This is a genomic window from Peribacillus muralis (assembly GCF_001439925.1).
Classification (GTDB): domain Bacteria; phylum Bacillota; class Bacilli; order Bacillales; family DSM-1321; genus Peribacillus; species Peribacillus muralis.
In genome coordinates this window covers 24,846-51,375 of the sequence record NZ_LMBV01000011.1, presented here as the reverse complement: position 1 = coordinate 51,375, position 26,530 = coordinate 24,846, and the positions used below count along the sequence as shown (strand labels likewise).

Below are 26,530 nucleotides of genomic sequence, written 5' to 3'. Positions count from 1 at the left end.
CTGTTATCATTTCATCCAATTGGTACCGTCATTTCTCTATTATCTCTATCATTGGAAATGATTGCTTTGAACGCACATATCACGTGATCAATATGTGGTTCCTGATGCTGCGCCATTAAGGTGAGACGAATGCGGGAAGTCCCAATCGGCACTGTTGGCGGGCGTATCGCTGGTGCATAAATTCCGTACTTATGTAAGTCCTTCGAAAGGAGCGTAGCTTGCTCCGGTTTCCCGCAAATGATGCCAAGAATCGGCGTTTCTCCCCCCGTAACGGTGTAGCCTAGGGAGATTAATTCTTCATAAAGCCGCCGACTCATGCATTGAAGGTGCTCTCTGCGTTCAGGTTCGGTCATGATGATTTCCACGGCAGCCAATGCACCGGCCACTATACCTGGTGATAAAGCGGTAGAGAAGATGAATGGCCTTGCTTTGTTTAAGATAAAGTCTATTAATGACCTGCTTCCTGCAAGGAAACCACCTTCCGCTCCTATCGCTTTCGATAGTGTCCCCATCTCGATATCCACCTTCCCCTTCAATCCAAAATGCTCGGAAGTTCCCCTGCCGTCCTTGCCCAACACACCAGTCGCGTGTGCATCATCCACCATGATCAGAGCTCCGTAGCGTTCGGCAAGATCGACGATGCCAGGGAGCGGAGCAATATCACCATCCATCGAGAAAACGCCATCGGTCACGATCAAGGTTCTCTTGAAGCCTCGATTGCTCTGCAGCTTCATTTCCAAATCGTCTAAATCAGCGTGGCTGTATATTACGGTTTCCGCGCGTGATAGACGGCAGCCATCGATGATGCTCGCATGATTGCCTTCGTCCGATAAGATGAGATCACCTTTACCTACAATGGTCGTCAATGCTGCCATATTCGCCATATATCCTGTATTCAACAATATCGCCGCTTCCGTTTGCTTGAATTGTGCCAGTTTAGTTTCCAACTTCTCATGGATAATGGAATGGCCAGTGGTCAATTGGGAGCCAGTCGAGCCTGTTCCGAATCTTTCGGTCGCCTGTATCGATGCCTCGATCACTCGTTGATCCTGGGCAAGTCCTAAATAATTATTGGAGGCGAACATCAACATTTTCTGTCCATTCACCAAAGCCTGTCCATTACCATTCAGCGTTTCAACCGATTGTAGTTGCCGATATAATCCATTTTCTTTTAGCGCTGCCAGTTCCTGCTCCCAAATCATCCCGCATTAACCTCGTCACTCATCAATCGTCCGACCATAAACGAACCTCCCAATCTATTTATATGTAAACTTTAAAATAAAAAAGTTAACATATTTACGAATGATATCATACAAATAAACTATTTTCCAACCACTAATTCTCACTATTTTCCTTTCGCTCCTTTTAATCGCGTTATATGTTAACTAAATAATATAATAGTTGACATATAAATTATCCATCAGGCAAACTAGTAGTGGGCATTTTTCCTGCCATTTTTAAAAAAAAGGAGGTTATTGACTTGAAAGCGACAACGATTTCTTATGTGGCCCTTTTTACTGCGCTAACGGCAATTGGCGCCGCCGTTAAAATACCTGTCCCGTACATCCCATTCACGCTGCAGATTCTGGCTGTCTACTTGGCAGGCGCATTGCTTGGGCCCCGCCTTGGGTCACTCAGTATATTATGCTACGTCGGAATCGGACTGATCGGGGTGCCGGTGTTCGCGGAGGGCGGGGGATTTGGTTACCTATTCAAACCCACTTTCGGCTATTTGCTCGGATATATTCTTGGAGCTTATGTAAACGGATGGCTGATCAACCGTTTCAATCTCTCGACGATCCGTTCCATTTTCTTTGCTAATGCTGCCACATTGCTAACCGTTTACTTATTCGGCTGCATCTGGCTGTATGGAGCAATGAAGTGGATCTCGGAAGCGCCGCTTTCCCTCTATCAAACGGTGCTTTACGGCTTCTTAATACCGGCACCCGGGGATTTATTGCTGTGCATTCTATGTGCCGTCATCATACAGCAAGTACGTCCGCGCCTATCAAGATATATCAACGTAAAGGAGCTGAATCGTCCATGGGCCAAGCCTACTTTATAACCGGAACCGGAACGGATATAGGGAAGACGATCATCACGAGTGCCCTTTATTTATCGCTTCAAGCATTGGGGAAAAGCGTCACGATATTCAAGCCTTTCCAAACCGGAATCATTGAAGAAAACAATACATACCCGGACATTTCCTGGTTCGAGCAAGAACTCGGTGTTAAGAATCCAGGGTTTTACACCCTTGAACCCGAAACCTCTCCGCATTTGGCGATTAAATTGACAGGACAATCAATCGATGAGAAAAAAGCCGTGGAAAGGGTCCATGAGCTTGAGGGCATGTATGACATCGTGCTCGTCGAAGGTGCAGGCGGATTGGCGGTACCACTCATTGAACGAAAGCATGATTTTTATATGACGAAGGATTTCATCAAGGATTGCGGCATGCCTGTCATATTCGTATCGACATGTGGATTAGGTGCGATTCATCAAGTCGTGACGGCACAATCTTATGCCCGCAGCCATGATGTTTGCGTTAAAACGATTGCTTATAACCATTACCGGCCAGACAATCTGATTCATCGCGACAATATCAAAACGATTGAAAAACTGACAGGTCTCAAGCGTCTTGCCTGCCTTCCCACCTTTGCCGATGTTAGAAAAGACTTAAGAACGCAAACCCTTGATCTCCTAGGTGACCAAGGATATATCTCACAACTGAAAGAGGTGTTCAAAGGATGAACAATTACTTATTGGAGCAATGGGATAAGGAATATGTCTGGCACCCGTTCACCCAAATGAAAACATATCGCGAAAGCAAGCCATTAATCATCGAGCGCGGTGAGGGCAGCTACCTGATCGATGTGGATGGCAATCGCTATCTCGACGGCTATGCATCCTTATGGGTGAATGTCCACGGCCATAATGAACCGGAGCTCAACGGCGCCCTTATTGCACAAGTGAACAAGATCGCGCACTCGACGCTGCTCGGATCTGCAAATGTTCCATCGATTTTGCTGGCAAAAAAACTGGCGGAGATCACACCAGGTGATTTATCGAAGGTCTTCTACTCTGACACGGGATCTGCGGCTGTCGAAATCGCCCTTAAAGTCGCCTATCAATATTGGCAGAATATCGATCCCGACAAGCATCGGCATAAAAACAAATTCGTCTCCCTTGACGAAGCATACCATGGAGATACTGTTGGAGCTGTAAGCGTGGGCGGAATGGACCTATATCATAGAATCTTCAAACCCCTCTTATTCGAACGCATCTCCGTCCCTTCACCATATGCCTATCACATGACTGAATACGGAGAAAATGAAGCAGTGAAAAACCATTGTTTGAATGAACTGGAAAAGCTATTGCAGCAGCAATCCGCGGAAATTGCCGGATTGATCATCGAGCCGCTTGTTCAAGGAGCGGCTGGCATCGTCACCCATCCAGATGGCTTTTTGAAAGAAGTCGAAATGTTATGCAAGCAGTATGATATCCTCTTGATTTGTGACGAAGTGGCCGTAGGATTCGGACGCACCGGTACGATGTTTGCCTGCGAGCAAGAAGATGTCGTCCCTGATATCATGTGCATGGGCAAAGGGATCACTGGTGGTTATATGCCGCTTGCGGCAACCATCATGAACGAACGGATTTTTCATTCCTTCTTGGGGGAGCGTGAGGAGCATAAAACCTTTTATCACGGCCACACCTATACAGGAAACCAGCTAGCCTGCGCATTGGCGCTGAAGAATATCGAGCTGATGGAGGAGCGCGGGCTCATCCATGACATCCAGGTGAAATCAAGACAACTGACAAACAAACTGCAGGCACTATACGAACTTCCCATTGTCGGCGATATCCGCCAGCGCGGGCTGATGATAGGAGTGGAGATCGTCAAAGACCGCCAAACAAAAGAAACGTTCTCGCTTCAAGAGAACGTCGTATCCGAAATCATCGTGAAGGCACGGGAAAACGGCCTAATCATCCGGGAGCTTGGCGCCGTCATCACGATGATGCCGATCCTAGCCATGTCTGAAGAGGAATTGAATACCATGGTCGACACGGTTTACCGCTCGATACAAGAAGTAGCCATCGATAAAGGATTGATCCAAGCAGCAAACTAAAAATTGCAAAGAACCGGAAGTGCAGGGCTCATTCCGGTTCCTTGCTTTCTTCACGAACCACCTTGAAATACGAAGGACATATGCTGATTTTATATGATCGGGACTCCATACAGGTGAAGATGGCATTTCAATACCTTTAGGTTTGGACCCGACTCTCCTGGCGTTTCTCAATAGTAGCTCATACTTATACTTCCTTCCTCCTACCCATAAAACACCTATAAATGATTTTTTCAATGAATCGATCAAGCAGGAAGTTGCAGTGCACGAGATATAACAAAAAAGATGACCCTGATTAATTCAGAGGTCATCTTTCTTTTGCTGCTTGCTAAGTATTAGCGAATGCCTTTCATGTAACCTTGAATCTTTGGTGATAAGGCCAGCAGGGCCAGTCCAAGGATGATTGAAGCACCACCGATTATGCCAAAGTAAGCCATTTCGGTTTGCGGAGTGTAGAATCTAACGATTTGCGCGTTCAATGCTTGCGCCGCTGCACTTGCCAGGAACCATAGGCTCATCGTTTGTGCCGAGAAGGCAGCTGGAGCCAATTTAGTCGTTGCTGAAAGTCCAACCGGCGATAAACAAAGCTCACCAAGTACGACTAGGAAGTAGCTTAGTACAAGCCATAGTGGATTGACTAATGAGTCTGATCCGCCGAAATAAACAGGAAGCAAAATCACCAGGAATGATAAACCGGCGAACACCAAGCCTAACGAGAATTTTTTCGGGATGGAAGGCTGGCGCTTTCCTAGTTTAATCCATAACCAGGCGAATACTGGTGCAAGAGTGATGATGAACAAAGGGTTCAATGATTGGAACCACGCCGGTTTTATTTCAATTCCGGCAAAGTTCAACTGTGTGCGTTTGTCTGCATAATTTGCCAATATTGTTGCACCTTGCTCTTGGATCGCCCAGAACATGACTGCTGCAATGAACAAAGGAATATAGGCAATCAAGCGTGAACGTTCAACGGAAGTCGTTTTCGGACTGCGATACATGAAAATGAAATAAAGTGTCGGGATAACGATACCTAGGATACCTACAAGATTAATAAAGGTTTTAATCGTCAAGATTCCTGCATAGGCACTGATGCCGATGAGGGCAGCTATAACCAATGCAGCAATTCCAAGTTTAGTGAATGTCGCTTTCTTTTCATCTTGTGATAACGGATTTGCAGGAATCGTTCCAGCAAGACCAAGATTCTTTTTCTTTGTTGCAACAAAGACGATTAGACCAACTAACATACCAACTGCCGCTAGTCCAAAGCCAAGGTGGAAGCTGTAGCCCGTTACAGAACCAACAACAAGCGGTGCAATAAATGCCCCTGCGTTGATACCCATATAGAATATGCTGAAACCGGAATCCCGGCGTTCGTCATTTTCCGCGTATATTTCTCCGACAATGCTGGAGACGTTTGGTTTTAATAGTCCAGTACCCAGAACGATAAGTACCATGGAAACAAAGAACATGGAGAGACTGCCTGGCAGAGCAAGGACGATATGTCCGAGCATGATCAAGATTCCCCCGTAGAATACGGCTTTCGAAGTCCCGAAAATCCTATCGGCGAGCCAACCGCCAATTATACCTGACATGTAAACTAATGATCCATAAATGGATACAAGGGCAAGGGCCGTCGTTTCATCAAGGCCTAATCCCCCTTTTGAAACTTCATAATACATATAATAAACAAGAATGGCCCTCATGCCATAATAGGAGAATCGCTCCCAGAACTCAGTAAAGAAAAGTGTGAATAATCCCTTCGGATTACCAAAAAACCCATTTTGAGGTACACTATCCACAATTTTCTGTTTATTTATCGTTGCCATACCTAGCCCTCCTTTTATTATTGTATAATAACTTTTATTTTCCGCTTTGTAAATAAATATTTAGTATATTTAAATAATTAATTTATAAATTATTATGTAATGGGGTTTTTTTTCGCATTATACTCATCAAGTCCCGAAAGGATTTTTGGTAAAAAGACTCCGTCCTTCTATAATATATTGCCCTAACTTCTCGCCCTGTATGACCAAAGATATCTTTTTATTATAACCATGAACTAATTATTGACCTTTCGAAAATAGATCATGCGAACTTGAAGAAACCCAGCCAAAACCGTTTTTACCCCGAATAATGAAAGTAAACGATAACGTAGGAGGCAAATTCCCATACTTGCCATTTCGAGAAACAATTAAAGATGAAACACAATATGCTCAAGGATCAATTGGAGCTTGAAAAACTTAAGCATGAAAACTTTCTTTTGGAAACGGAAAAGATGAAGCTGGAGCAAAGGTCAGATGGATTTTAGCACAAAAAAAAGACGAACCAAGGTTCCTGTAGTCAGGTAAAGTTGGTTTGTCTTTTTAAGCTCAATCTAATGAATGTATTGATCTCCGACAAGCAGTCCTGAGATGACGTTGGTCGGGATGATGAACTCGACCTCCCCCATATATCCAGGGGAAACTTCAAAGCTGTCGAAGGCGATGACAAGTTTGCCGTCCTTATTTATATAGAAGCTTTGCTTTTCATCAATGCTTTTAAATGCCGAAACATCATCATTTCCGACCCAATATATCGTATCCGGATTCGCTGCCATCTGCTGCTTCATCTGTTCCTTGATGTTGTTGCTGATCACCTGTAGATAGCGATCGTCTTTGAATAGGCTGTTCAATGTCAATAGCACTTCGTTTTTCTTGTCGACTGTATCAAATTGACTTTCAGTGGAACTGGAGGCAGAAATCCTTTCCGTATAACGCTGTACGGATAATATCGTTTCATTGTCGGTCAAGATGCTATACCCGCTTTCAACCGAAAGATCTCCCTTTTCCCCTTCCTTCAATTTTGACATCGAGTCGGTGAATTCCTTATAGAGCTGCTTACTTTCCGATAAATACTTGTCGTTCAGGCTATTTTCCAATTGTTCATTTTCGAGTCCCAAAATGGCCGGAGTCCTGATGACGGCCGAGGAATTATTATCTTCTTCTTTCCATTCGACGAAGGTAATCACTTTTATGACCTTTTCCATATACGGTATTTCACTCATCGCTTTCGCCGCTGCCGGACTTACATTTACGGATGCTGTCATAATAAGAAGGGCTGCAGCCGCTGACATCAAGATGTTTCTGCCAAGCCTTGGTTTCTTCTTTGGCTTTTCATTCAGAGCTGCCTGAACGACATCTTTCAATTCCTTGGGAATCGGTGTTTGAAGGTACTCATCACGCAGATTCATTAATTCTTTTTCCATCTTTTCGTTTCCCCCTGTTCAGTCATCTTGGTCCGCAATAGCTGCAGTGCCTTATATAACCTCGTCTTAACCGTGCTCACATTTTCTTCCAGAACTTCTGCTATTTCTTCCAACTTCAGATCCTCAAAAAAGCGCAGGACGACTATCGTTCGATACTTGAGCGAAAGTCCTTCCAGCGCCTTTTGCAAATCAAGATCAGGGTAGTGATCTTCCTCACCGCGGCGCAAGTATTCGATTGTTTCATCATCGGCGACGGTCAGCTTCTTTTTCTTGCGCAAGACATCAAGTGCCGTTCGGACAATGATCTTATAAAGCCAACTATCGATGGATGACACGTCCTTGATTTTATTGCTGGAGACCAGCGCTTTCCTGATCGATTCTTGGACGATATCAAGTGCATCCTCCTGATTCTTCACATAGGAAAAAGCAAGTCTGTACAAATTATCTTGCCGTTCGGTAATCCTGGCGGCTAACAACTGATTTATATCTAGATTTTTCATTGCATGAAAGAGCTCCTTACATTTAAATTACGTATCCTAGGTACAAAGGATAGACGCCTGTAAGGTAATAAAAGTTTGATATTTCATAAGGAAATATTTTCATATGAATTAATGAAAAATTTTACAAACTTTTAAGACTTTTGCCGCGTCTATATAGTAGAATTATTAGCGAGGTGGAGTGCAACATGAGGAGATTAAATTATAAAAAAGTCTTTATTTTTCTATTTTGTTTAACAGCCGCAATCGGTACGATGGGATTGGCCATCAAAAGCCTTGCTTTTGATAAAAAGAAAACCGTTTCGGCCTATACCAAAGATGAAAATTACCCGGAAGCTGATATCCAAACGTATGTAAAGGACAATACGAAAGGCGGATATTCAGTGAGCAGGCCGGTTATTCATGTAGAGAATATAGACAAACAACTAGAAGCTTACATAAAGAAAGAAATCAAGGATTATGAAATGAAATGGAAGTCCTCCGACGTAAAAGCGTCAGAGCTTAACCTCACTTATACGATCCTCCATTTCAGCAAGCAAACCTTCACCATTTCCTTTGATAAATATGAACAGGTGGAAGGAAAGAAGCATAGCGAATCAAAAATCTTCACGTATGACATCCCATCCGAGCAGAAACTCTCCTTAGAAAACATTTTTGCCCCGGATACTGACTATCTATCCGTTTTATCCGAAATTGTTTTTGAGGAACTAACCGCGAGAGAAGAAGATAGCATTTCGAAGAGTCTCATTAAAAAGGAAAAACGACTGACGGCAGCCAACTTTGATTCTTTTTCAATCTTTAAAGATACGCTTGTTTTCTACGTTAAAACCGACGACTCAACCAAGGTTCGAACGATCGCCATCAATAAGGAGCTTTTTAAAGATAGTTTGCTAGATTCATATCAAAGTAAAGAGTTGAATGAGGATCGTGTAAAGGAATGGCAGCCTAAGCATATTGTCGCCAAGCTGCCTGAGAAGCAATGGATTGATCCAGCCAAAAAGGTCATTGCCTTAACGTTCGATGACGGCCCGCACCCTAGTCATACGATGTCCATTCTGAAGGTTCTGGAAAAACATGATGCACATGCGACCTTTTTCGTGCTTGGAAACCGTGTTCAGCATTATCCGGAGGTTCTGCATAAAATGCTGGAACAAGGGAACGAGATCGGCAACCATTCATGGGATCATCCGCAGCTGACGCGCTTGGACAATGGAAAGGTTAAAGGACAAATCCAAAGCACCCAGAACGCCATAGATAAAGCGACAGGTTCTAAGCCAAAGATGATCCGTCCTCCATATGGAGCGATTAACGACAATGTGCGTGAAGATATGGATGATTTGAAGGTCGTGCTTTGGGATATCGATCCCGAAGATTGGAAATACCGCAATGAAAAGAAAATCGTGAACAAAGTGATGAGCAAAGCCAAAGATGGCAAAGTCATATTGATGCATGATATTTACCAAACCAGCGCTGCAGCTGCAGGGAAAATCATTCAACAGCTTCACGACAAGGGCTATCAAATGGTCACCATTTCGGAATTGGAAAAGGTACAGAAGGACCGTGAACTTTCCGGAATCTCCGTAAATGAATAAGCAAGTGAAAAGAGCCTGTCCGTTCGGACCAGGCTCTTTTGCATGCAAATAAAATTAGCAGACCTTTGATAAATGGCAAAGGTCCGCACCGTCTTTTTATTACCCAAGATCGACATTATGGTAAACTTGTTGAACATCCTCCAAGTCTTCCAAGGCATCGATCATTTTTTCGAATTGCGCCTGTGCATCCTCAGGAAGTTCTAGGTCGTTTTGTGCAAGCATGGTCAGCTCCGCCACTGTAAAATCGTTGATTCCCGCATCCTTGAATGCTTGTTGCACAGCATGGAATTGCTCAGGTTCGGCATAAACGATGACCGCTTCTTCTTCTTCAATGATGTCGCGTACATCAACATCGGCCTCCATCAATAGTTCAAGTACATCATCGGCCGTTTTACCATCGATCCCGATTACCGCCGTTGCATCGAACATATAAGCGACAGATCCGCTGACACCCATATTCCCGCCGTTTTTCCCGAATGCCGCACGTACATCAGATGCCGTCCGGTTGACGTTATTTGTCAATGCGTCCACGATGACCATTGATCCATTTGGACCGAAGCCTTCATAACGAAGTTCGTCATAGCTCTCTTCCGAACCGCCTTTTGCTTTTTCAATCGCACGGTCGATGATCGCTCTCGGTACATTGTATGTTTTGGCACGCTCAAGCACGACCCTTAACGCTTGATTGGATTCCGGATCAGGTTCACCTTGTTTTGCCACTACATAAATTTCCCGGCCGAACTTAGCATAAATCCGGCTTGTATTTGCATCTTTTGACGCTTTTTTTTCTTTAATGTTATTCCATTTACGACCCATTATATTTCACTCTCTTTCATCATTGAATATATGCGAATAGCTTATGATGATAACTGGCCTCCTAGGTAACCCGCAATGGGAAACCTTCCCGAGGTCGACCATACATTTACTAGATTATATTATACATCAATTGTATATATTTGAAAAAGTTCTGGGACCATATAAAGCTGGCTTAACTGGACGGGTTGGCGCTTCGTTTCATAAAATGCTATGGTAAACATCAAGATTGGTATAGTATGAAGTGATTGGAAAGGAGAGAGATTCATGACGGAAAATCAAATCATCATCGGGATACCCGGAAAATGGAAGAGCCGGACGGAATTGATCCAAACGGTCGCTTCAACAAGCGAAGGGTATTTGTTAGCCGGAAATATTTTTCACAACAGCGAGAAGAACATTACATTTCAGGCGCAGATCCAGGATTATGAACCAGCTTTAAAAGAGACCTTTTCCTACGCCAGTAAAGGAAGTTTTCCAGAAACCTTACTAGCCGAAATCAACGACCATACCTTTACCGTTTATATACTAGCCGAAATATCCGGCACCGGAACTGTTGCGGATTTGATCGATGCGGGGGCAGCCATCCTTAGGGCAGGCGGATTGGCCGTGAAAATCGAAACAAGCGGAATGGCCCATTCGAAGGAAGATTGGCTAAAGCTTCATCATAGCCCTGATATTCTCTCCGTTTATGCCCACTTCGTCACGATCATAGGCGAGGAAGATTATTACTGTTCTTACGGAATGAAAGCTTTTGGGCTTCCAGATGCCGTCACCCTCAACACAATGAGTCCGAAAGAGGCAGCTGCCCTGCTCAACACATTCAATTATTTCCATGTCGGTGAACGGCCTCTCTTTACGAACGGTGAAACCTTTAGCATTCGTCAAGATGCCCCTGACTTCACATTAACAAGCCTTCAGGATTTTAGGTATGAAGAGGATCACCCCTTCTACAACCCATTTGGATTATGGAATTTAGGAGAAAGTAAATAAAACTCCTATTTCGCAAAATGGACAAACCGATCATATTGGTTTGTCCATTTTTTTTAAGATTACAGTTTAGAAACACTCCGCCCCCATTTCAGTATCCCCTTCCAATTATTCACATTAGCTAATTGTCCCGTTCTTTTTTTAGTGAACATGAACAATGACATTCGGTTATCATTAACTTATTATGTAATAAATACCTCACAAGATACGTCACATAATATAACATCAAAATGCATCCAGTAATTTATCGGCGAATCATTCACTAAAGATGATGGGGGAAAAAGAATGACTTTAGAAAATTCAAAAAAAATGGTTCGTATTGATGAAGTGACTCCATTCAAAAAAAAGAAGTTTAATATGCCACATATTTATGTCATATTATTCATTTTCATCTCACTTGCCGCAATCGCCACTTATTTCGTTCCAGCTGGAGTATATGAGCGAATTCCCGGTCCGGAGGGCAGGCTCACGATCAATCCAGACTCCTATCAAACCGTTGAACAGTCACCTATTACGCCAGTCGAATTCATGACAGCTATTCCGAAGGGCTTGATTGCTGCCGGAGAGGTCGTTTTTTTCACTTTCATCGTCGGAGGAATTTTTTCTGTACTTCGTAAAACAGGATTGATTGAAATCGGAGTGGATCGATTAGCAAGGCGATTTGCGATGAAAAGTATGCTGTTGATTCCTATCCTCACAACAGCATTTGCGATTATTTGCAGTTTGATCGGCACACAGGAATTAAGCTTAGTGTATGTTCCCGTCATCCTCCCTCTAATGATTGCCTTGGGATTCGATTCCATGGTTGCCGTCTCTGTAGCATTAGTAGCAACTACCGCTGGATTCATGACAGGATTCCTTAACCCCATCAACACCGGTTTGAGTCAAAAAATCGCAGGACTCCCCGTATACTCTGGTATTGAGCTGAGGATAATCGCCTTTATCATCTTCCTTACCGCAGGGACCGCTTACATCATGCGCTATGCTAAAAAGGTTAAAGGAAATCCCGTATATAGTTTTGTATGGGATGAGGACAAGGACAAACGGAGGCAATTTCTGAATAAACCTGAATCTGAAAAATATAAGGCGAACAATAAACAGAAAATTGCTTCAATTACCTTGTTTGGCTTTTTGATTCTCCTCGTTTATGGCGTTTTGGCGAAAGGCTGGTTCATGTTGGAAATGGCAGGGCTTTTCATCATTATGGGAATCGTTGTTGGCCTGATCGCCGGGTTAAACATCAACGAAATTTGCGAAGGATTTAATGAAGGGTTTCGGGAGGTTTTGGTCGGCGCTATCATAGTTGGTGTCGCAAGAGCTGTCGCTGTTGTTATGGAGGATGGTCAAGTAATGGACACGATCGTTCATAGCCTCGGTAATCTTGTCGGGGACTTCCCTGCTGTATTTAGCGCCATCGGCATGTTTATTGTCCAAATGCTATTCAGTCTATTAGTCCCATCCGGAAGTGGTCAAGCTCTGGTTACCATGCCCATCATGGCACCATTATCCGACATCATCAGCGTTACAAGACAAACAGCCGTGTTAGCCTATCAATTGGCAGACGGAATCGGCAATATATTATATCCAACATCAGGCTACTTCATGGCCACCCTTGCACTAGCAGGAGTTGCGTGGCAAAAATGGGTGCGCTTTTACCTCCCCTTATTTTTTATCTGGTTCCTCATTTCTGGCGCTTTCTTGATCATCGCCCAATCCATTCACTGGAATGGTTAAAGATAGTGCAAGACACTAAAGCAACGACACTTTGGCGTTGCTTTAGTGTGCGCTCATCTCGGAATTGCTAATTGGACGACCCGTTACGTCTACTTCATTCCAATAAATTTCCTAGTACCAGAGATAGCTTCATGGATATTCTTTGATGGTCAGGAGAAGGAGAAGGAGACATATAAACGACTCCATCAATATATTCCATTAGATGTTCTGAACTCTTCTTCATTTCTTCGTATTCTTCGTAAGTAACGAAGTTCCCTTTTGGTAAGCTCATTCTACCCACCACCTTTTATTCGTTCTTATATATAGTATATGGTTTTTTACTAATAAACCCAATAAAACTATGGACAACAAAAATTTCCAAATAGTGGATTGAAGCGGCAGGTGCGACATTATTCTTTGGGGTGGTCGAATAGTTTGGAGTGGTCGAATTATTCACGCACAGGTCGAATTATCATTTATGTTGGATAGAAAACAGCTAAAAAAAAGAGTCGATCACTCCATGCGAGTAAAACAGCCAAATCGGCGAGTAAACTCGTCAAATTCACGAGTAAAGCAACGAACGAGTAATGAGGATTCCATCTTTGTTCTGAAGAAGAGTGGAATGGAACGAAAGGTGCGAGACTCCTGCGGAAAATGCGGGTAAGGGGTGACAAAGCCGAGGAGGCTTACGGACCGCCTCTGGAAAGCTAAGTGCCTGCAGTGGAAAGCAATGGTCTTAGTATACTCCTCAAAACTGAGAGTGCCAGTCTACCTTCATTTTCACTCAGCTGCACTTTTCTCCTTCATCACGTCGATTTCCTTTGAAAACGTTTCTTCTATCTCCTTCTTATTACCATATAAAAACAAGATATCGCCCAACTTAATTTTATACTCACATAGCTCTTTCCTAAGCTTCACTTCCCCGCTTTCCACAAATAATAGATTGATATCCGCTTCTTGCGGCAGCATATCGCCGACTTTAACATCTATGAGATCCGACTTCTCATAAATATCAATCTTCATAACCACATCATCATCTTCTAAAAATAGGACGTCTTCTATCGGGTGCTGCCACAATTCATAATGATTGTACATCTCACTCCTCATTTTAGCTGAAAGTCGGTTATTCATGAACGGTGACTTGATGAAGACAGTTGCAACAACCAATATCCCAATAATGATACTCAACTCCGTCAAGCGTAAATCATCACTAAGTAAAGTACTGATTGATGAAATGATGACTGCAAGGGAGAAAGCACCAAATAAAATTAAAAACATGCTTATTTTCCTTCGAACAGGATGATCGATGATCGATTTTGACTCGTCCGTCGTAAACCCCGTACCTGTCAGCATGGATATTACCTGGAATCTGGCTACGTTTGACCTTAATCCAGTCAATTTCAACAACGTAACCGATATTTCAATAACAAGAACAATTATTATAAAATATAGCAGCATAAACAATGCATTCAGCAAATTAATCACTTCCTCATCTATGGTTTACCCAAAAACGGCTAAAAGAAATCTCCTTCGTTTTTCTCTTTTGTTTCTTTTCAATATATCGCTTCCTGCACATAACTTACATCACATACAGAAAAACACAGTGGAATTTCCACTGTGTTTTCGGATATGATTTTTCGTTCAGTTTTCAATTAAATCGTCTTCAATAATAGTTTTTTCAAAAGCGGTGTAAATTGTTCCGGCAGCTCGGCTACGCTCGGAACCATCAACCGTTCCTTGCCATAGATGTTTTTCATTGTCTTTTCTTCGCTTTCTTCGATCATTCCATCGGCTAAAAACAGACCTATGACCTCTATTCCTTTTTTTCTGGCTTCTGAAACGGCAAGATGTGTATCGACAATACCATTTTGGTCATAATCGCTTGCTGCTGGCTCACCATCGGAAAACACGAGTAAGAAACGGTTTTTTTCTCGTCTTTTTTCCAATTCCATTGCCGCAACCCTGATACTGTAACCGTCACGATTGTCTTCCTCCGGTTCAAGCTGCATGATTTTTGCTCCTGAATTCAAATAGAACGAATCGGAATGAGACTGGATTACGTGGAAGTAGTTTGGCTGATATCCTTCTCTCACCTCATTTGCGTCTTCCCAAAATCCCATGATCGAGTGGGGAATCTTAAGCTTTTTCAGCACTTCATGAAAGAGGACGACACCTCGTTTCGTTTCAGCCATTTTGTTGTGCATCGAAGCCGAGCAATCGATAAGCAATGTAAATACGGCATCCAGTTCATTCGAATCTTGGTTCTTTTTATAAAACACCCTTGGATTTTCATCGAGTACAAGCGGCAGTAATTTCTGCGATAAGCGTCCAAAAACCAAATCTTTTCTAGGTGCATTCTTCTTATTTTCAAGCGTCTTTTCGATCGTGCTTGAAAGCTTTCGCTTGAATGGCTCAATATCCGCGACAAACTCACGGTACTGTTTTTCTTCGGCAGGAGTGGGCACCTTTGCCTCTTTGATTACTTGAACGACGTCTTTATTGTCTTCACCAAATGGATGTTCACCACTTTTGCCGGCATTCGTTTGCTTCTTCTCTAGCGTTTCCTGCTGATTGTATTCCTTTTGTTGACTTTCCCCTGACGAACCTTGAATCGATGCCAATGCTTGGTCGGCATCTTCGGCTTCACGTGCACCTCCGCCCATCAAACTTGTTTTCGTTCCTTGCTCCAGCTCAAATTGCAGGAAGGTCGAATTACTCTCGCTGTTCTTATTCTCGCGATGCCATGTCGAGAATTTTTCATCAATGAACTCGCTCTTCTCTTCATCCACATCTTCCGTATCATCGTTAAGCAGTTCATCATTTCTGGTCAGTTCGTCAAACAACGTATTGCCTTTGTACTTAGCGACATTGGCGATTGGGAAAATGAAGTATTCGTTCATCGTATCCTCGTATCCATCGTTGATACGAAAAATGATTTGCTCACAAATTCTTGTAATATCATCCGTTTTCCTCGCTTCAAATACGGAATGGATGTACGGTTTGATTTTCTCCAGCTCTTCCAGCTGACGGATGTTGGCTCTCGGAAAAATCGGATCTGGCCGGTCTGATTGAAGCAGTAAATAGATGAGGCAGTATAATTCATCCAGGGCAAAGCTTCTTGTGACATTCGTGGCCAACTGGCTTTCAAAATATTGTTTAAGGTAAGCGCCCCTTACCGAAAACCAGCTTTTCGTGCCTGGCCTTTCTTTCTTCACCAGCTCTTCCAAACGCAAGTCTTCCAATAATGCGAACAATTGGGCAGCAAACTTCGGAAACGAGCATTCTGTCATGATGTCCTGATATTCCTTCATGCTTTTGATTGCTGAATAGTGCAGCGTGCCTATTGTTCTAAGGAGCACGTCCGTTTTCAAACCGGCTTCCTTCACTTCCTTATTGCCATTTTCCCAGAAATGGCTGGCTGTGACCTTTTTCTCGGCCAAGTCGATGAAGGAGCCATAATTGTATTCGAATTCCAGGTCAGGAATTCCGGATAAGACAGTTGATAGATCCTGCAGCTGCAAAAAAAGAGCCGTATCAATTATTGAATCATTGAACCGGATGTACTTCATGAGGCATTCTCCTAGTTAGAATAATGTGTCAGCCAGATTCTTCACAAACTCCCGCTCCCGCTCCTCGTCCAATTTATCGACGATCGAACGAAGGATCGCCCGTTTCGGAGGAATCAAGACACTCAGATCACAAGCATCCAGCAAAGCCCGGATCGATGCGGCATCTTCGGCAACCTTTCCTTGATTGACAGCGTTTATCAAATCACTCGACAGCTTAACGAACAAGTCGATACTTCTTGAATCCTTCAATTTTGTATTGGTCTCGATCAATTGCTTAAGCTGCTCCCCTTCAATGTAGGGAACCCCTATGACGACAAACCGATTTTTCAGCGCTTCATTCAGCGGTACCGTGCCAACATATCCTTCATTGATCGCCGCAATCACATTAAAGCCATCCTTAGCCATGATGACTTCGTTCGTGAACGGATTTGTTATCGTCCGCCTGTAATCGAGCACCCCATTGATTAGCGGCAGTGTTTCCGGTTTAGCCATGTTGATTTCATCTATGTATAAGAAATGACCGTGATTCATCGAATTGATCACAGGTCCTGGAACGAATTCAATCACCTGTTTTTCCTCTTTATAATTCAATGTCTTGAAGCCCAATAAGCTTTCGGCATCCAAATCGACCGAGCAGTTGACACTGAACATCGGCTGGTTGAATAAATGCGATAATGTTTCGGCAAACTTTGTTTTCCCAGCCCCTGTCGGCCCTTTCAAGAGAATGTTCTTCCCCATGCTCAAGGCAGTGATGGCATCCACCATCAAGTCCATCTCCGGAGGCAAATAACCGCCCGGCCGAATCAATTCCTCATATTGAGCAGGATTTTTTTTGGACGATTGTAATATGTTTGCGATTTCTTTTGGTAATTCATTGATCATTATGTTCCTACACCCCTTTTTGTACATTTTAAGGCTCTTTCCCACTAAAAACAAACACGAAGAAAAAGAGCAGTAATCCAAAGCGCAAGAAAGAACTAAAACCGATTCTCCACATGCGATGGAAATCGGTTTTAGTTCTTTAACTTTTCTATATTTACACTGGGTACTCCGACTGCCGTGCAATGATCGGGAACGGATTTCAAAACGACTGCATTTGCCCCCACTTTCGAATGCATACCGATCCGGATGCCACCCAATAATTTAGCGCCTACTCCAATATAAGCATGATTACAAACCTCAGGTGCTTGTCTGCTCTCTTTATTTTGCCCGAATGTTACTTGATGAAAGATTGTAACATGGTCGCCTATTTTAGTAAACGGATTGATGATAATGCCTTTGGCTCCATGCGGTACAAAATCCATTATAGTCGTTTTTATAGTAAATGATATTTCCTATCCGATAAACAAACATGCCAATTTGTTCAACCATATAAATAACACCCCATACTAAACCTCCTAGGAGCGTGACTCTAATTCATCAAACAGAGTTCGTAATTTTCCTTCTTCTTTTTCCCAGTTGTATTCTTGTTTATAGGCAGTCTTGCCTCGTTCCCCCATGTGTGCTGCCTTGTCAGGGGAATCCAGTAAATCAACCGCTTTTTGAACGACATCATCTATATTGGATACATCGACCGACACGCCACAGTTCCATTTATCCAGTTCATCCTGAATCATAAAATCTGAAACCATGAATGGGATGCCCGCAGCCATATATTCAAAGCATTTTGTCGCTTTACTGCCGATGAAATTCGGATCGGGAACTAAAAATGCCATACCTACATGTGCCCTCTGAATCGCTTCAAATGCATGATCAAAGGCCATTCCACCCTCAAGACTGACATATTCGCCCAAGTCATTATCAAGTATGAAGGTTTTTAATTGCCCAATATACTCTTCACTGCCCGTTCCGATAATCTTCATGTGAAATGTTTTCTTTAATTCCACTAACCTTTTAGCAAGAAGCAGCATCGTTTCCCCGCCACGAATAGCTGAAATGCTCCCTAGATAAATGAAAGTAAACACATCTTCTTTCGTGTCATTTTCTTTCATAAAAGGAACTTTCGGATAATTATACACATCCATTGTTGGACAAGTCAGGAATTGATAGTCATCTTTATACGTACTTTCTGCGAAAACGACCCCGCTGCAGGATTTTAGCAATTGCCTTTCCCACTGCCGATACATATTCAATGCAAAACCAGGGATTTTTTTCCTCATGAGAACCTTTGGTACATTTTCATGCATGTCATATACGATGACGGGCCGATAGTGAGGAATCCAGCTTATGATTTTCATTAAAATAAGCAGCTCTGGATCGTGAAACTGAATCACATCAGGTTTATCTTTCTTAATCTTCTTGTATAATGGTATCCACGTTAACATCCTTTTTTTCTTTGGCCGTTTAGGCAGCAATTCCACCGTTATACTGGGCGGGATATTCCCGGGGATTAGATTATTTTCAATCGCTATATGCTTGACCTTATATTTACCTGTTTCTCCATGAGTGAATGCTTGCCGAAAATATATTCTCGTATCACTCCACGGATGAACCGAGCTAATATTATAAAATAATTTCATTTGTTAACTCCTTTTTGTGAATCTGCCCCTGGCAATGCATACATGATAAGGAAAGTGAAAACCATCCCGTCTGTAACAAAGGTAGTTGTAAGCGAAGTATCGGCTAAACACCATGCAGGTATGACAAGTATCATGATTCCAAACCGCCGCCACTTTACGTCCTCGGTAAGACTGTCATAAATCCATAATAAAACCGACAAAACCCCTGTATACATGAAGAATCCAATATAACCAAAATTAGCAAAAGCATCGGCGAACATATTCGCATTAGCGGCCATTTGCTGCCGGCCAAAGTACTCTGTACCGATAATATAGGGCGGACTCCTGTCATAGACAGGATCAATGAATCTTTCTAAAATGTTATACGATAGCAACGCTTTTGGATGGGTTGAAAAGAAGTCGATATAATAGGTTGTCAGCAAACCTGGAGTGATGATCATCCTTCTGGCGAATAAATTGGTTAAATAAGCCTGATCAAGGATAAAATCCAGGACAACGCTGATGCCCAGCAGCGAGCACAGACTCAAGCAAAAATATATCGCGAAATTCCGCCCTTTATCATGGGACGCAATAAATACTATAATTAACAAAAACGTCGATAATAGTGTCGATTTCAATCCGTTTGTGGTGTACAACAAGTATTGCAAGGCCAGCCCGATAAACACATAGAGATATTTTTTCTGACATAAACCGATGATCACGATAAGGGGGTTCCATACTTTAGCGAGCCACTGGATGATATACCCTCCAGCCGGCGTTAAATTGACTCGTGAAATCATTCGTTTATCATAAATATCCTCGGCATCTATCGGAGGCTTCAGACTGATTCCACCCGAAACCCTGAAGGTATAAAGGAAAAAAATCAGCAGCGTCACAATGAAAACGACTTTTAATAGACCCATATTGACTTGCGCGGGTGTAAGCTTCAGCGTTGGCAATCGATTTACGTTTCCAATGATAAGTAAACAAAATAACATCATGGCATTTGTATACATAAAATTAGGCTGCATATCACTGAATAAATAATTGGGAACCCATACTACAGGTATATAAACAATGAAATATAAAATCCAAAAAACGAATTCTGACGGCTTTTCCAGTTCTTTTTTTGTGCATAGGGCAGGTAATAAGATGAAGAACATCGATACGGCTATCATCCCTGCACTCGGTGCTCCGCGATAAACGAATCCCATATACCCGTATTCAGGATAAATGAAATGAACGTAGGAAACATCGAGCAACCAAACATACAATCCTACTAAACCAATTTGGATAAGCTTCATTTTTTTACATGTCCCTCTCCTTCTGCGGAATGTATCGCCCTATAGCCAAGGAGAGCAAGAAAGTAGTAGCTGACCCCCATACAAATGCTAAAATAAAGTATCGCTGTTTCAGCCGATTTCCCTAAAGTGAAGCTGACCACTACCCCAATAGATATTAACAACAGCCGTGAAATCTCCCATACAAGCTGAGTCTTTTGTTTATTGACTAAAAACAAGATTTGCGAAACTGGCACAATGTTCACTTGAGCTAAAAACATAAACGACATCAATGTCACATATTGGCCAGATACCCGCCATCCATCTCCAAAAACAAAACTAAAAAGACTGGGTGCAATCACTGCTAAAAGTGCCATTGCTGGTAAACCAATCATCGCCGTTTTAGTAATGATGCTCTTATACAAATGCAAAACTCTTCCTGGTTCATCTTTAATGCTTTTTGACACTTCGCTATAGAATACTGTCGAAATGCTCACGCCCAACAAGCTAATGGGTATACCGACCGTTTTTATAGCCATGGAGAAATACCCTGTCACCTCAGGTCCGTATAGACGCATCAATAACAAAAATATGATTTGCAGAGATAAAGAACTTAAAAAAGTGGACCATGTGGAGTATTTAGCGAATTTCTCATATTTTTTTAGCAAATATCTCATTCTTCTAAAATCAACTTTCGGCCAGTGCATCTGTTTTAAGAAAAATCTCCATATATACGCAAGGGAGATTCCGCGTCCAATCATATCTCCCGCGATTAAACCCATTCCTGGAGTCACATGATTAAAGGAAATAAGCGAGGACTGACTGATTACGTTACTGATCGATTGAAGCAGTTTAGAATGGGTGATCCCTTTATACTTATCTTCTTTTAACATCCAGTAGCTCATCACTTGATAAACCCCTGCAAAAAACAGGCCGAATGAAAGTAAAACGTCATTCATGATGGAGGTTTCTATACCGTATAATCGGAATAACGATAAACCAAAGAAGCCTAAACCTAGATTCAAGAAACAAACGAAGGCAATCGTAAACATGCTAATGTACATTAAATGAACCGTATTTTTGTGGTTTTTTTCCAAAGGAATCGCCTTCTCCAAACAAAGAGAGGCAAATGACATGAGAATGGCCAAAAGGGAAGTATAGTTTGCAAACACCCCAAAATCTGCTGGTTTATATATTCTTGTTAATATGGGCGAGCTTGCAAAGATGATCAGCTGTGCAACGGAATTCCCCGTTAATAATACAAGTAACTTATTCATGAATTCATTTTTCATTTTCATATTCCCATATCACGCCACATCTCTAGTTTTTGTGCATTGTTCTGATCAGCTTAATCTTTCATTAACGTTGCTTTTATTTGATCGGCCGGATGGTACATCATCCAGTCAAGAATCGATACATTTTTTATACACTCTTTCTCATTTCTCGCCTCATACACAGGATGAATGAAATCTCTCGATATTTACTTGCTGAAATAACTCCTTCAAGATAGGCTCTGCCGCTTTTCCCGCTTAAATAGCATGTACCGCCAGTTTGCTTAAGTAAGCTGAACAATCTCTCGGTTTTCCCAACGTTTGTATCAAAATCAGTGGAAAGATGTGTTTCACCTTCATAATTTAAATAATGTAAAAGCAACTCTATTAAATGAACGTTTAAATCGACTAGCAAAGCGTGTTCTTTTTGATAGGCTTCCTCCAACAGCGGGAAAAAATCTTGGAAATACGGAGCCTTTTTATAAACGTCCGAAATTTGCTGTAAATGAATTTTTTTCCATTTTCGTTGGGCGGATGGTAGCTAATTAGCTTTTCATATAGCATGTCCGGCTTCTTTTGAATGGGCACCGTTAACTTAGAATCACTGTATTGTATACTCACCTAAAATTAACCTGCCAGAATCCAAAATCCGCTCAACGTTCGTAACGTATCCCGTTTTACCCAATCCGTTATCACTGGCTTTGTATTTACGATAGTCTCCATGGAACACCATCCTTTTTCCAAAATTCAATAGACGTTAATGAAAGCAGGCAAATATATATTCAATGATTAGGATCAACCAATTCCGACAGTGTTCTCTCCAGTTTCGAAATCAATCTGGTTTTCTCATAATTCAGGGTTAAACGCTCGATATTTCCTAGTCTTTCCAGATACATTCGTTTGTCACTTTTCATTGATTTTATATACTCTATCATCTTTGATCGTTCACTATATTCAAAACCATGACCTGCATCATATTTTGTCATGACCTCATCCTGCCAGCCTTTATAGTTTATTAATGTTGGTTTTCCGGCTGCCCAAAAATCAAAAAGTTTATTTTGACTATTCCTATTCAAAATTTCATGATCACGTACAAAACATAGACCCATATGAGATACGGACATTAACAAATAAGCTTCTTTTTTAGATACCTGATCCAGGAAAATGACGTTCGTTAATTTTTTGCTCTCTTTCACTTGAATCAAGCGTTCTTTTTCCTTTCCATCCCCTACAATTAAATAGACAATATCGGGGTCATCCGTCTCTTCGGCAAGCTGTAAAATATAATCGATATTATTGATGAATCCTAATGTGCCTGCATATAAGCAAATAAACTTGTCCTTTAAACCTAATTTATCCAATGCTTTTTCTTTATCTTCAGAAAGAATTCGAGAAAAATAGTTTATATCCGCAAAGTTAGTAATTGTCGAAATTTTTTCCCGTTTAACCCCTTTTCTCAATAAGTCTTCTTTCATGCCTGGCGAGAGCACGATGATTTTGTCGGCTGCAGCGTAAATCATGCTTTCCAACGCAAATAAAATCTTCTTAAGCCATTTGTTTTTTATGATCCCCATCTCGATAGGTATATCTGGCCATACATCCCTCACTTCAAAAACAAATTTGCAGCGTTTCACCTTTGCAAGCAGCATCCCTATCAATCCGATTGTCAAAGGAGTGGAAGATGCAAAAACGACATCCACTTCCTTTTCCTTCAGCCCAATAAAAAAACTCTTGTACATATAATGAATAAAGGAAAGTATTCTTTTTCCGTATCCAAAATCTTGTTTATATTTGGTTTTGGTTGTTTTAATCTTTATTCCCGCACAAGGATCTGTTTCATTTCCGGTAATAATGGTGACTTTATTATTTTTGGAAACCAAGTATTTGGCAATTTCATAAGATCGAGTACTTCCTTTATTGGTATTGAAATATTGATGCAAATATAGAATTTTCACTTATTCACTTCCTCTATAGCTGGATTCCGTTACACTCACCCTCAGATAACAAATGTACCACTTATAACAACTAAGCCTCGTTCCTTTTTTAGCATGAAGCATTTCAATTTTGATCCTCTTAACTAAGGAAACGAAAATGAAGCGGTGGGAAGGATTATGTTGTTCCGATGCAGAATTTGTTTAATGGTATATACATCTGAAGGAGGAAATATGAATACAGAAAAAGAAAAGATGGTGAATGGAGAGCCATATTTGTCTGCGGATCCGGAATTAATCAGAGACAGGGAACATGCCAGAAAATTAACCCGGCTATTCAATCAGACAACCGAAAGCGATGGGATTGAACGAACGGGACTGCTGAATAAGCTTTTTGGTTCAATCGGGAAAAATATTTACATTGAACCCACTTTCCGTTGTGACTATGGATATAACATTACGGTCGGGGAAAATTTTTATGCTAATTTCGATTGTGTCATTTTGGATGTTTGTGAAGTGAAAATCGGCCGCGCCTGCATGTTGGCTCCTGGAGTCCATATCTATACAGCCACACATCCACTTGATCCGTTCGAACGTAGTTCAGGAGTGGAATACGGAAAACCGGTTACGATAGGAGATCATGTTTGGATTGGCGGGAGGGCGGTAATCAACCCAGGCATTACAATAGGAAATCATTCCGTCGTCGCTTCCGGGGCCGTTGTAACAAAAGATGTTCCTGATGGCGTCGTTGTAGGTGGTAATCCAGCGAAGATCATCAAGTACATTGAGGTAAATAAATAGCGGAGCCCTCTATTTACGAGGGGCTCCGCCTTTTTTTGTTAAATTTTACTCAACGCTTCCGGGATCGCCGTGTTCCCAGAGACCAAATCAAAAGAACGCTTATAGGTATTTTCTTCGGTCAATGCAGCAACAATCGTCCTAGCAACATCTTCCCGTGAAATCGAACCACGTTCCACCGCTTCAGCTGCGATCACTTTTCCCGTTGCCGGTTCGTTCACAAGTCCGCCCGGCCGAATGATCGTATAGAGCAGATCGCTTTGCAGCAAGGCTCGATCGGCATAATGCTTGGCAACATAATACGGTTTGATGGCTTCATTCCAGTTATCCCGATTATTCGCCTGAAAAGCACTTACCATGATGAATCGCTTGATGCCCAAATTTTCTGCCGCCTCGATCGTTTTAACGGCACCATCCAGATCGATCAGCAGCGTTTGATCTGCCCCAGTGCTTCCACCGGATCCAGCTGTAAAGACGATAACATCACAGCCTTTCGCCGCATCCGCAATCTCTTCCACTGATCCCGTCAAACTGACTACAACCGATTCAATCCCTTTTTTCTCAAAGTGCCTTCTTTGTTCTTCCTTACGGATCATTGCCCGTACACTGTGCTCCTGACTGTCATTCAATAAGTCCACCAAGTGTTTACCGATCTGCCCATTTGCCCCAACTACGAATACTTTCATTAAAGTCAGCTCCCATAATGGTTAGTGTGGTTTCCGTACAAATTATTTCATGGACGAAGCTCATTATCAAACAATCAGCCCGTTACACAATGGAAAAAGTTTGGCAATCCAACTTATCTACCTTATAATAATGACAATAAAACATCGGGGAGGTGTAAAGATTGGCAATACGTACATTAATGCCACCTTCTGCAACGTCTCATGCAAAGCCTAGTATTGGAGGCGATACTTTGCATGGGGTTAAATCATAGCTAGACTAAATCGCCACACCTGTCATTTCCAATATTTAGCTTTGCACCTTATTTCATTCTTAAAAAAGAATAAGGGGCTGGCAGAAATGAAATATGTAAAAGCAACGGCCGTTTTGCCTGAAAGGCTAATCGTTGAAATCCAAAAGTACGTACAAGGAGAGACCCTATATATTCCCAAACCTGAAAAGACCCATCGTAAATGGGGAACTCGCTCGGGATCAAGGGAGCAGCTTGATAATCGAAATGCGACCATACGATCTGCATTCAAAAGCGGTCGTACGATCCATGCATTGGCTGAAGAACATTTTCTCTCCGTGGAGACGATAAAGAAAATCGTTTATTCCAAATAAGATCACAAAGCTGGCACTGATGATGAAATCAGTGCTTTTCCTATGGCAAGAATATTTCTTAGCCGTTTTTTCCCTTTTCATGAGAATGCGATTTCGGGTAAAGTAAGAGAAACGGTATAACCAGTAACAGGAGAGTGAAGACAATGGAACCTTTTATCAGAAGCGAGCAATATAACTTCATTAAATTACAAACACAGATTCTCATAAATGGGCACGCGACTGCCAACGATAGAGACGTAATCAACACCCTGAAAACAATCGCCAAAGAAAGGGTATTAAGTTTATTCAGCGAGTTGAACGCAGAGCAAAAACAACTGCTGGATCCGGTGGATACCATTAAAGATCCCGCACAAGCCGAGAACTTTCTCCTTCAGATAAAGCCATATGTCATCTCCTTTAAAGAAATAACCGAAAAAACGATAAAAAAACTATTCCCGAAAGCAAAGAAGCTAAAAGCCCCTTTGCTGGAAAACATCGATTTAAGGGAGATTTCATACTTGGGCTGGGACGATGGCGGTTCCGGAAAGAAATTCATCATCGCACCCCATCACGACAAATTCACCGGGCTGCACGGCACGATTAAACCAGCCAACAAAAAAGGAATCTGTGCCATCTGCAGCCGCTTTGAGGAAATAGGCATGTTCATGTCCGAAACAAAAGGAACGGCCCAAGGAACTTTCATAAAAAAAGGAAACTACATTTGCCTCGATAGCATGAAATGCAACCAAAACATCACCACCCTAGATAAAATGAACGATCTCATCGCGCGGCTGAAATAAAACGAAAAAAGCAATCCCTCATGGAAGGATTGCTTTTTTCTCTTATTTGGGCTTTACTCGCGAGTTTGGAGCGTTTATTCGTGAATTTGAACACTTTACTCGTGAGTTTCGCGCTTTTATTCGTGAGTTTGAGCATTTTAC

General features: G+C 42.1%; 24 protein-coding genes and 1 pseudogene. 9 read left to right on the top strand and 16 right to left on the bottom strand.

Annotated features, from left to right (window positions below):
* Positions 1-11: 11 nt before the first annotated feature.
* A complete protein-coding gene (gene bioF, locus ASU00_RS14550) occupies positions 12-1,202 on the bottom strand; it encodes an 8-amino-7-oxononanoate synthase (RefSeq protein WP_057914198.1) in 1,191 nt (396 codons plus the stop codon).
* 278 nt (positions 1,203-1,480) lie between these two features.
* Between bioF and ASU00_RS14545 the strand changes: the two genes are divergently transcribed.
* Genes ASU00_RS14545 through bioA form a run of 3 tightly spaced genes read left to right on the top strand, consistent with a single transcriptional unit; the run spans position 1,481 to position 4,130 of the window.
* Positions 1,481-2,065, top strand: coding sequence for a biotin transporter BioY (locus ASU00_RS14545; RefSeq protein ID WP_057914197.1), 585 nt, complete (start codon positions 1,481-1,483; stop codon positions 2,063-2,065).
* Entirely contained in the window at positions 2,044-2,751 is a 708-nt protein-coding gene (gene bioD, locus ASU00_RS14540; RefSeq protein ID WP_057914196.1) for a dethiobiotin synthase, read from the top strand. Before ASU00_RS14545 ends, bioD begins: the two co-directional genes overlap by 22 nt.
* A complete protein-coding gene (bioA, locus tag ASU00_RS14535; RefSeq protein ID WP_057914195.1) occupies positions 2,748-4,130 on the top strand; it encodes an adenosylmethionine--8-amino-7-oxononanoate transaminase in 1,383 nt (460 codons plus the stop codon). Before bioD ends, bioA begins: the two co-directional genes overlap by 4 nt.
* A 332-nt stretch (positions 4,131-4,462) precedes the next feature.
* Here the strand turns inward: bioA and ASU00_RS14530 are convergent, their stop codons facing one another.
* The 3 genes from ASU00_RS14530 to ASU00_RS14520 form a co-directional block, all read right to left on the bottom strand.
* On the bottom strand, positions 4,463-5,953 hold the full coding sequence (locus ASU00_RS14530; protein WP_057914194.1) for a peptide MFS transporter: 1,491 nt from the start codon (positions 5,951-5,953) through the stop codon (positions 4,463-4,465).
* A gap of 548 nt (positions 5,954-6,501) precedes the next feature.
* A complete protein-coding gene (rsiV, locus tag ASU00_RS14525) occupies positions 6,502-7,371 on the bottom strand; it encodes an anti-sigma-V factor RsiV (RefSeq protein ID WP_057914193.1) in 870 nt (289 codons plus the stop codon).
* Positions 7,356-7,871, bottom strand: a complete 516-nt coding sequence (locus ASU00_RS14520) for an RNA polymerase sigma factor (RefSeq protein WP_057914192.1) — start codon at positions 7,869-7,871, stop codon at positions 7,356-7,358. Before ASU00_RS14520 ends, rsiV begins: the two co-directional genes overlap by 16 nt.
* Before the next feature lie 185 nt (positions 7,872-8,056).
* Between ASU00_RS14520 and ASU00_RS14515 the strand changes: the two genes are divergently transcribed.
* On the top strand, positions 8,057-9,460 hold the full coding sequence (locus ASU00_RS14515; RefSeq protein ID WP_057914191.1) for a polysaccharide deacetylase family protein: 1,404 nt from the start codon (positions 8,057-8,059) through the stop codon (positions 9,458-9,460).
* A 99-nt stretch (positions 9,461-9,559) separates the two neighbouring features.
* Here the strand turns inward: ASU00_RS14515 and ASU00_RS14510 are convergent, their stop codons facing one another.
* Positions 9,560-10,276, bottom strand: a complete 717-nt coding sequence (locus ASU00_RS14510; protein ID WP_057914190.1) for a YebC/PmpR family DNA-binding transcriptional regulator — start codon at positions 10,274-10,276, stop codon at positions 9,560-9,562.
* Between the two features lie 264 nt (positions 10,277-10,540).
* Between ASU00_RS14510 and ASU00_RS14505 the strand changes: the two genes are divergently transcribed.
* Together ASU00_RS14505 and ASU00_RS14500 are read left to right on the top strand one after the other, a co-directional pair.
* Entirely contained in the window at positions 10,541-11,266 is a 726-nt protein-coding gene (locus ASU00_RS14505) for a DUF4261 domain-containing protein (RefSeq protein WP_057914189.1), read from the top strand.
* A 282-nt stretch (positions 11,267-11,548) separates the two neighbouring features.
* A complete protein-coding gene (locus tag ASU00_RS14500; protein WP_057914188.1) occupies positions 11,549-12,997 on the top strand; it encodes a YfcC family protein in 1,449 nt (482 codons plus the stop codon).
* A gap of 94 nt (positions 12,998-13,091) precedes the next feature.
* On the opposite strand, the gene ASU00_RS25030 is transcribed toward ASU00_RS14500, so the two are convergent.
* From ASU00_RS25030 to ASU00_RS14455, 10 genes and pseudogenes are all read right to left on the bottom strand, one after another.
* Positions 13,092-13,268: a PDDEXK family nuclease gene (locus ASU00_RS25030; protein WP_152983763.1), complete on the bottom strand. Its 177-nt coding sequence runs from the start codon at positions 13,266-13,268 to the stop codon at positions 13,092-13,094.
* Between the two features lie 488 nt (positions 13,269-13,756).
* Complete coding sequence (locus ASU00_RS14495) at positions 13,757-14,452, bottom strand: hypothetical protein (protein ID WP_236712738.1); 696 nt, start codon at positions 14,450-14,452, stop codon at positions 13,757-13,759.
* 176 nt (positions 14,453-14,628) lie between these two features.
* Positions 14,629-16,545, bottom strand: coding sequence for a vWA domain-containing protein (locus ASU00_RS14490; RefSeq protein WP_057914187.1), 1,917 nt, complete (start codon positions 16,543-16,545; stop codon positions 14,629-14,631).
* Between the two features lie 15 nt (positions 16,546-16,560).
* On the bottom strand, positions 16,561-17,427 hold the full coding sequence (locus ASU00_RS14485; RefSeq protein WP_057914186.1) for an ATP-binding protein: 867 nt from the start codon (positions 17,425-17,427) through the stop codon (positions 16,561-16,563).
* Between the two features lie 131 nt (positions 17,428-17,558).
* Positions 17,559-17,849, bottom strand: coding sequence for a serine O-acetyltransferase (locus tag ASU00_RS14480; RefSeq protein WP_057914185.1), 291 nt, complete (start codon positions 17,847-17,849; stop codon positions 17,559-17,561).
* Between the two features lie 93 nt (positions 17,850-17,942).
* Positions 17,943-19,064 (bottom strand): glycosyltransferase, encoded by a 1,122-nt coding sequence (locus ASU00_RS14475; RefSeq protein WP_057914184.1) that lies wholly within the window; start codon positions 19,062-19,064, stop codon positions 17,943-17,945.
* Positions 19,061-20,347 carry a hypothetical protein gene (locus tag ASU00_RS14470; protein ID WP_057914183.1) on the bottom strand — a complete coding sequence of 429 codons (1,287 nt, stop codon included), beginning with the start codon at positions 20,345-20,347 and terminating at the stop codon, positions 19,061-19,063. Before ASU00_RS14470 ends, ASU00_RS14475 begins: the two co-directional genes overlap by 4 nt.
* A complete protein-coding gene (locus ASU00_RS14465; protein WP_057914182.1) occupies positions 20,344-21,615 on the bottom strand; it encodes an oligosaccharide flippase family protein in 1,272 nt (423 codons plus the stop codon). The genes ASU00_RS14470 and ASU00_RS14465 overlap by 4 nt, the downstream gene beginning before the upstream one ends.
* A gap of 130 nt (positions 21,616-21,745) precedes the next feature.
* Positions 21,746-22,111 (bottom strand): annotated as a pseudogene (locus tag ASU00_RS24570) (WbqC family protein); the annotation flags it as partial.
* Between the two features lie 265 nt (positions 22,112-22,376).
* A complete protein-coding gene (locus ASU00_RS14455; RefSeq protein ID WP_057914180.1) occupies positions 22,377-23,549 on the bottom strand; it encodes a glycosyltransferase family 4 protein in 1,173 nt (390 codons plus the stop codon).
* Positions 23,550-23,759: 210 nt separating this feature from the next.
* Here ASU00_RS14455 and ASU00_RS14450 point away from each other — a divergent pair, with 210 nt between their 5' ends.
* Complete coding sequence (locus ASU00_RS14450; protein ID WP_057914179.1) at positions 23,760-24,326, top strand: maltose acetyltransferase domain-containing protein; 567 nt, start codon at positions 23,760-23,762, stop codon at positions 24,324-24,326.
* 38 nt (positions 24,327-24,364) lie between these two features.
* Here the strand turns inward: ASU00_RS14450 and ASU00_RS14445 are convergent, their stop codons facing one another.
* Positions 24,365-25,009: an SDR family oxidoreductase gene (locus ASU00_RS14445; RefSeq protein WP_057914178.1), complete on the bottom strand. Its 645-nt coding sequence runs from the start codon at positions 25,007-25,009 to the stop codon at positions 24,365-24,367.
* 337 nt (positions 25,010-25,346) lie between these two features.
* On the opposite strand from ASU00_RS14445, the gene ASU00_RS14440 reads away from it, so the two are divergent.
* Together ASU00_RS14440 and ASU00_RS14435 are read left to right on the top strand one after the other, a co-directional pair.
* Complete coding sequence (locus ASU00_RS14440) at positions 25,347-25,610, top strand: CD3324 family protein (RefSeq protein ID WP_057914177.1); 264 nt, start codon at positions 25,347-25,349, stop codon at positions 25,608-25,610.
* 143 nt (positions 25,611-25,753) lie between these two features.
* Positions 25,754-26,389, top strand: a complete 636-nt coding sequence (locus ASU00_RS14435; protein WP_057914176.1) for a FusB/FusC family EF-G-binding protein — start codon at positions 25,754-25,756, stop codon at positions 26,387-26,389.
* Positions 26,390-26,530 lie beyond the last annotated feature (141 nt).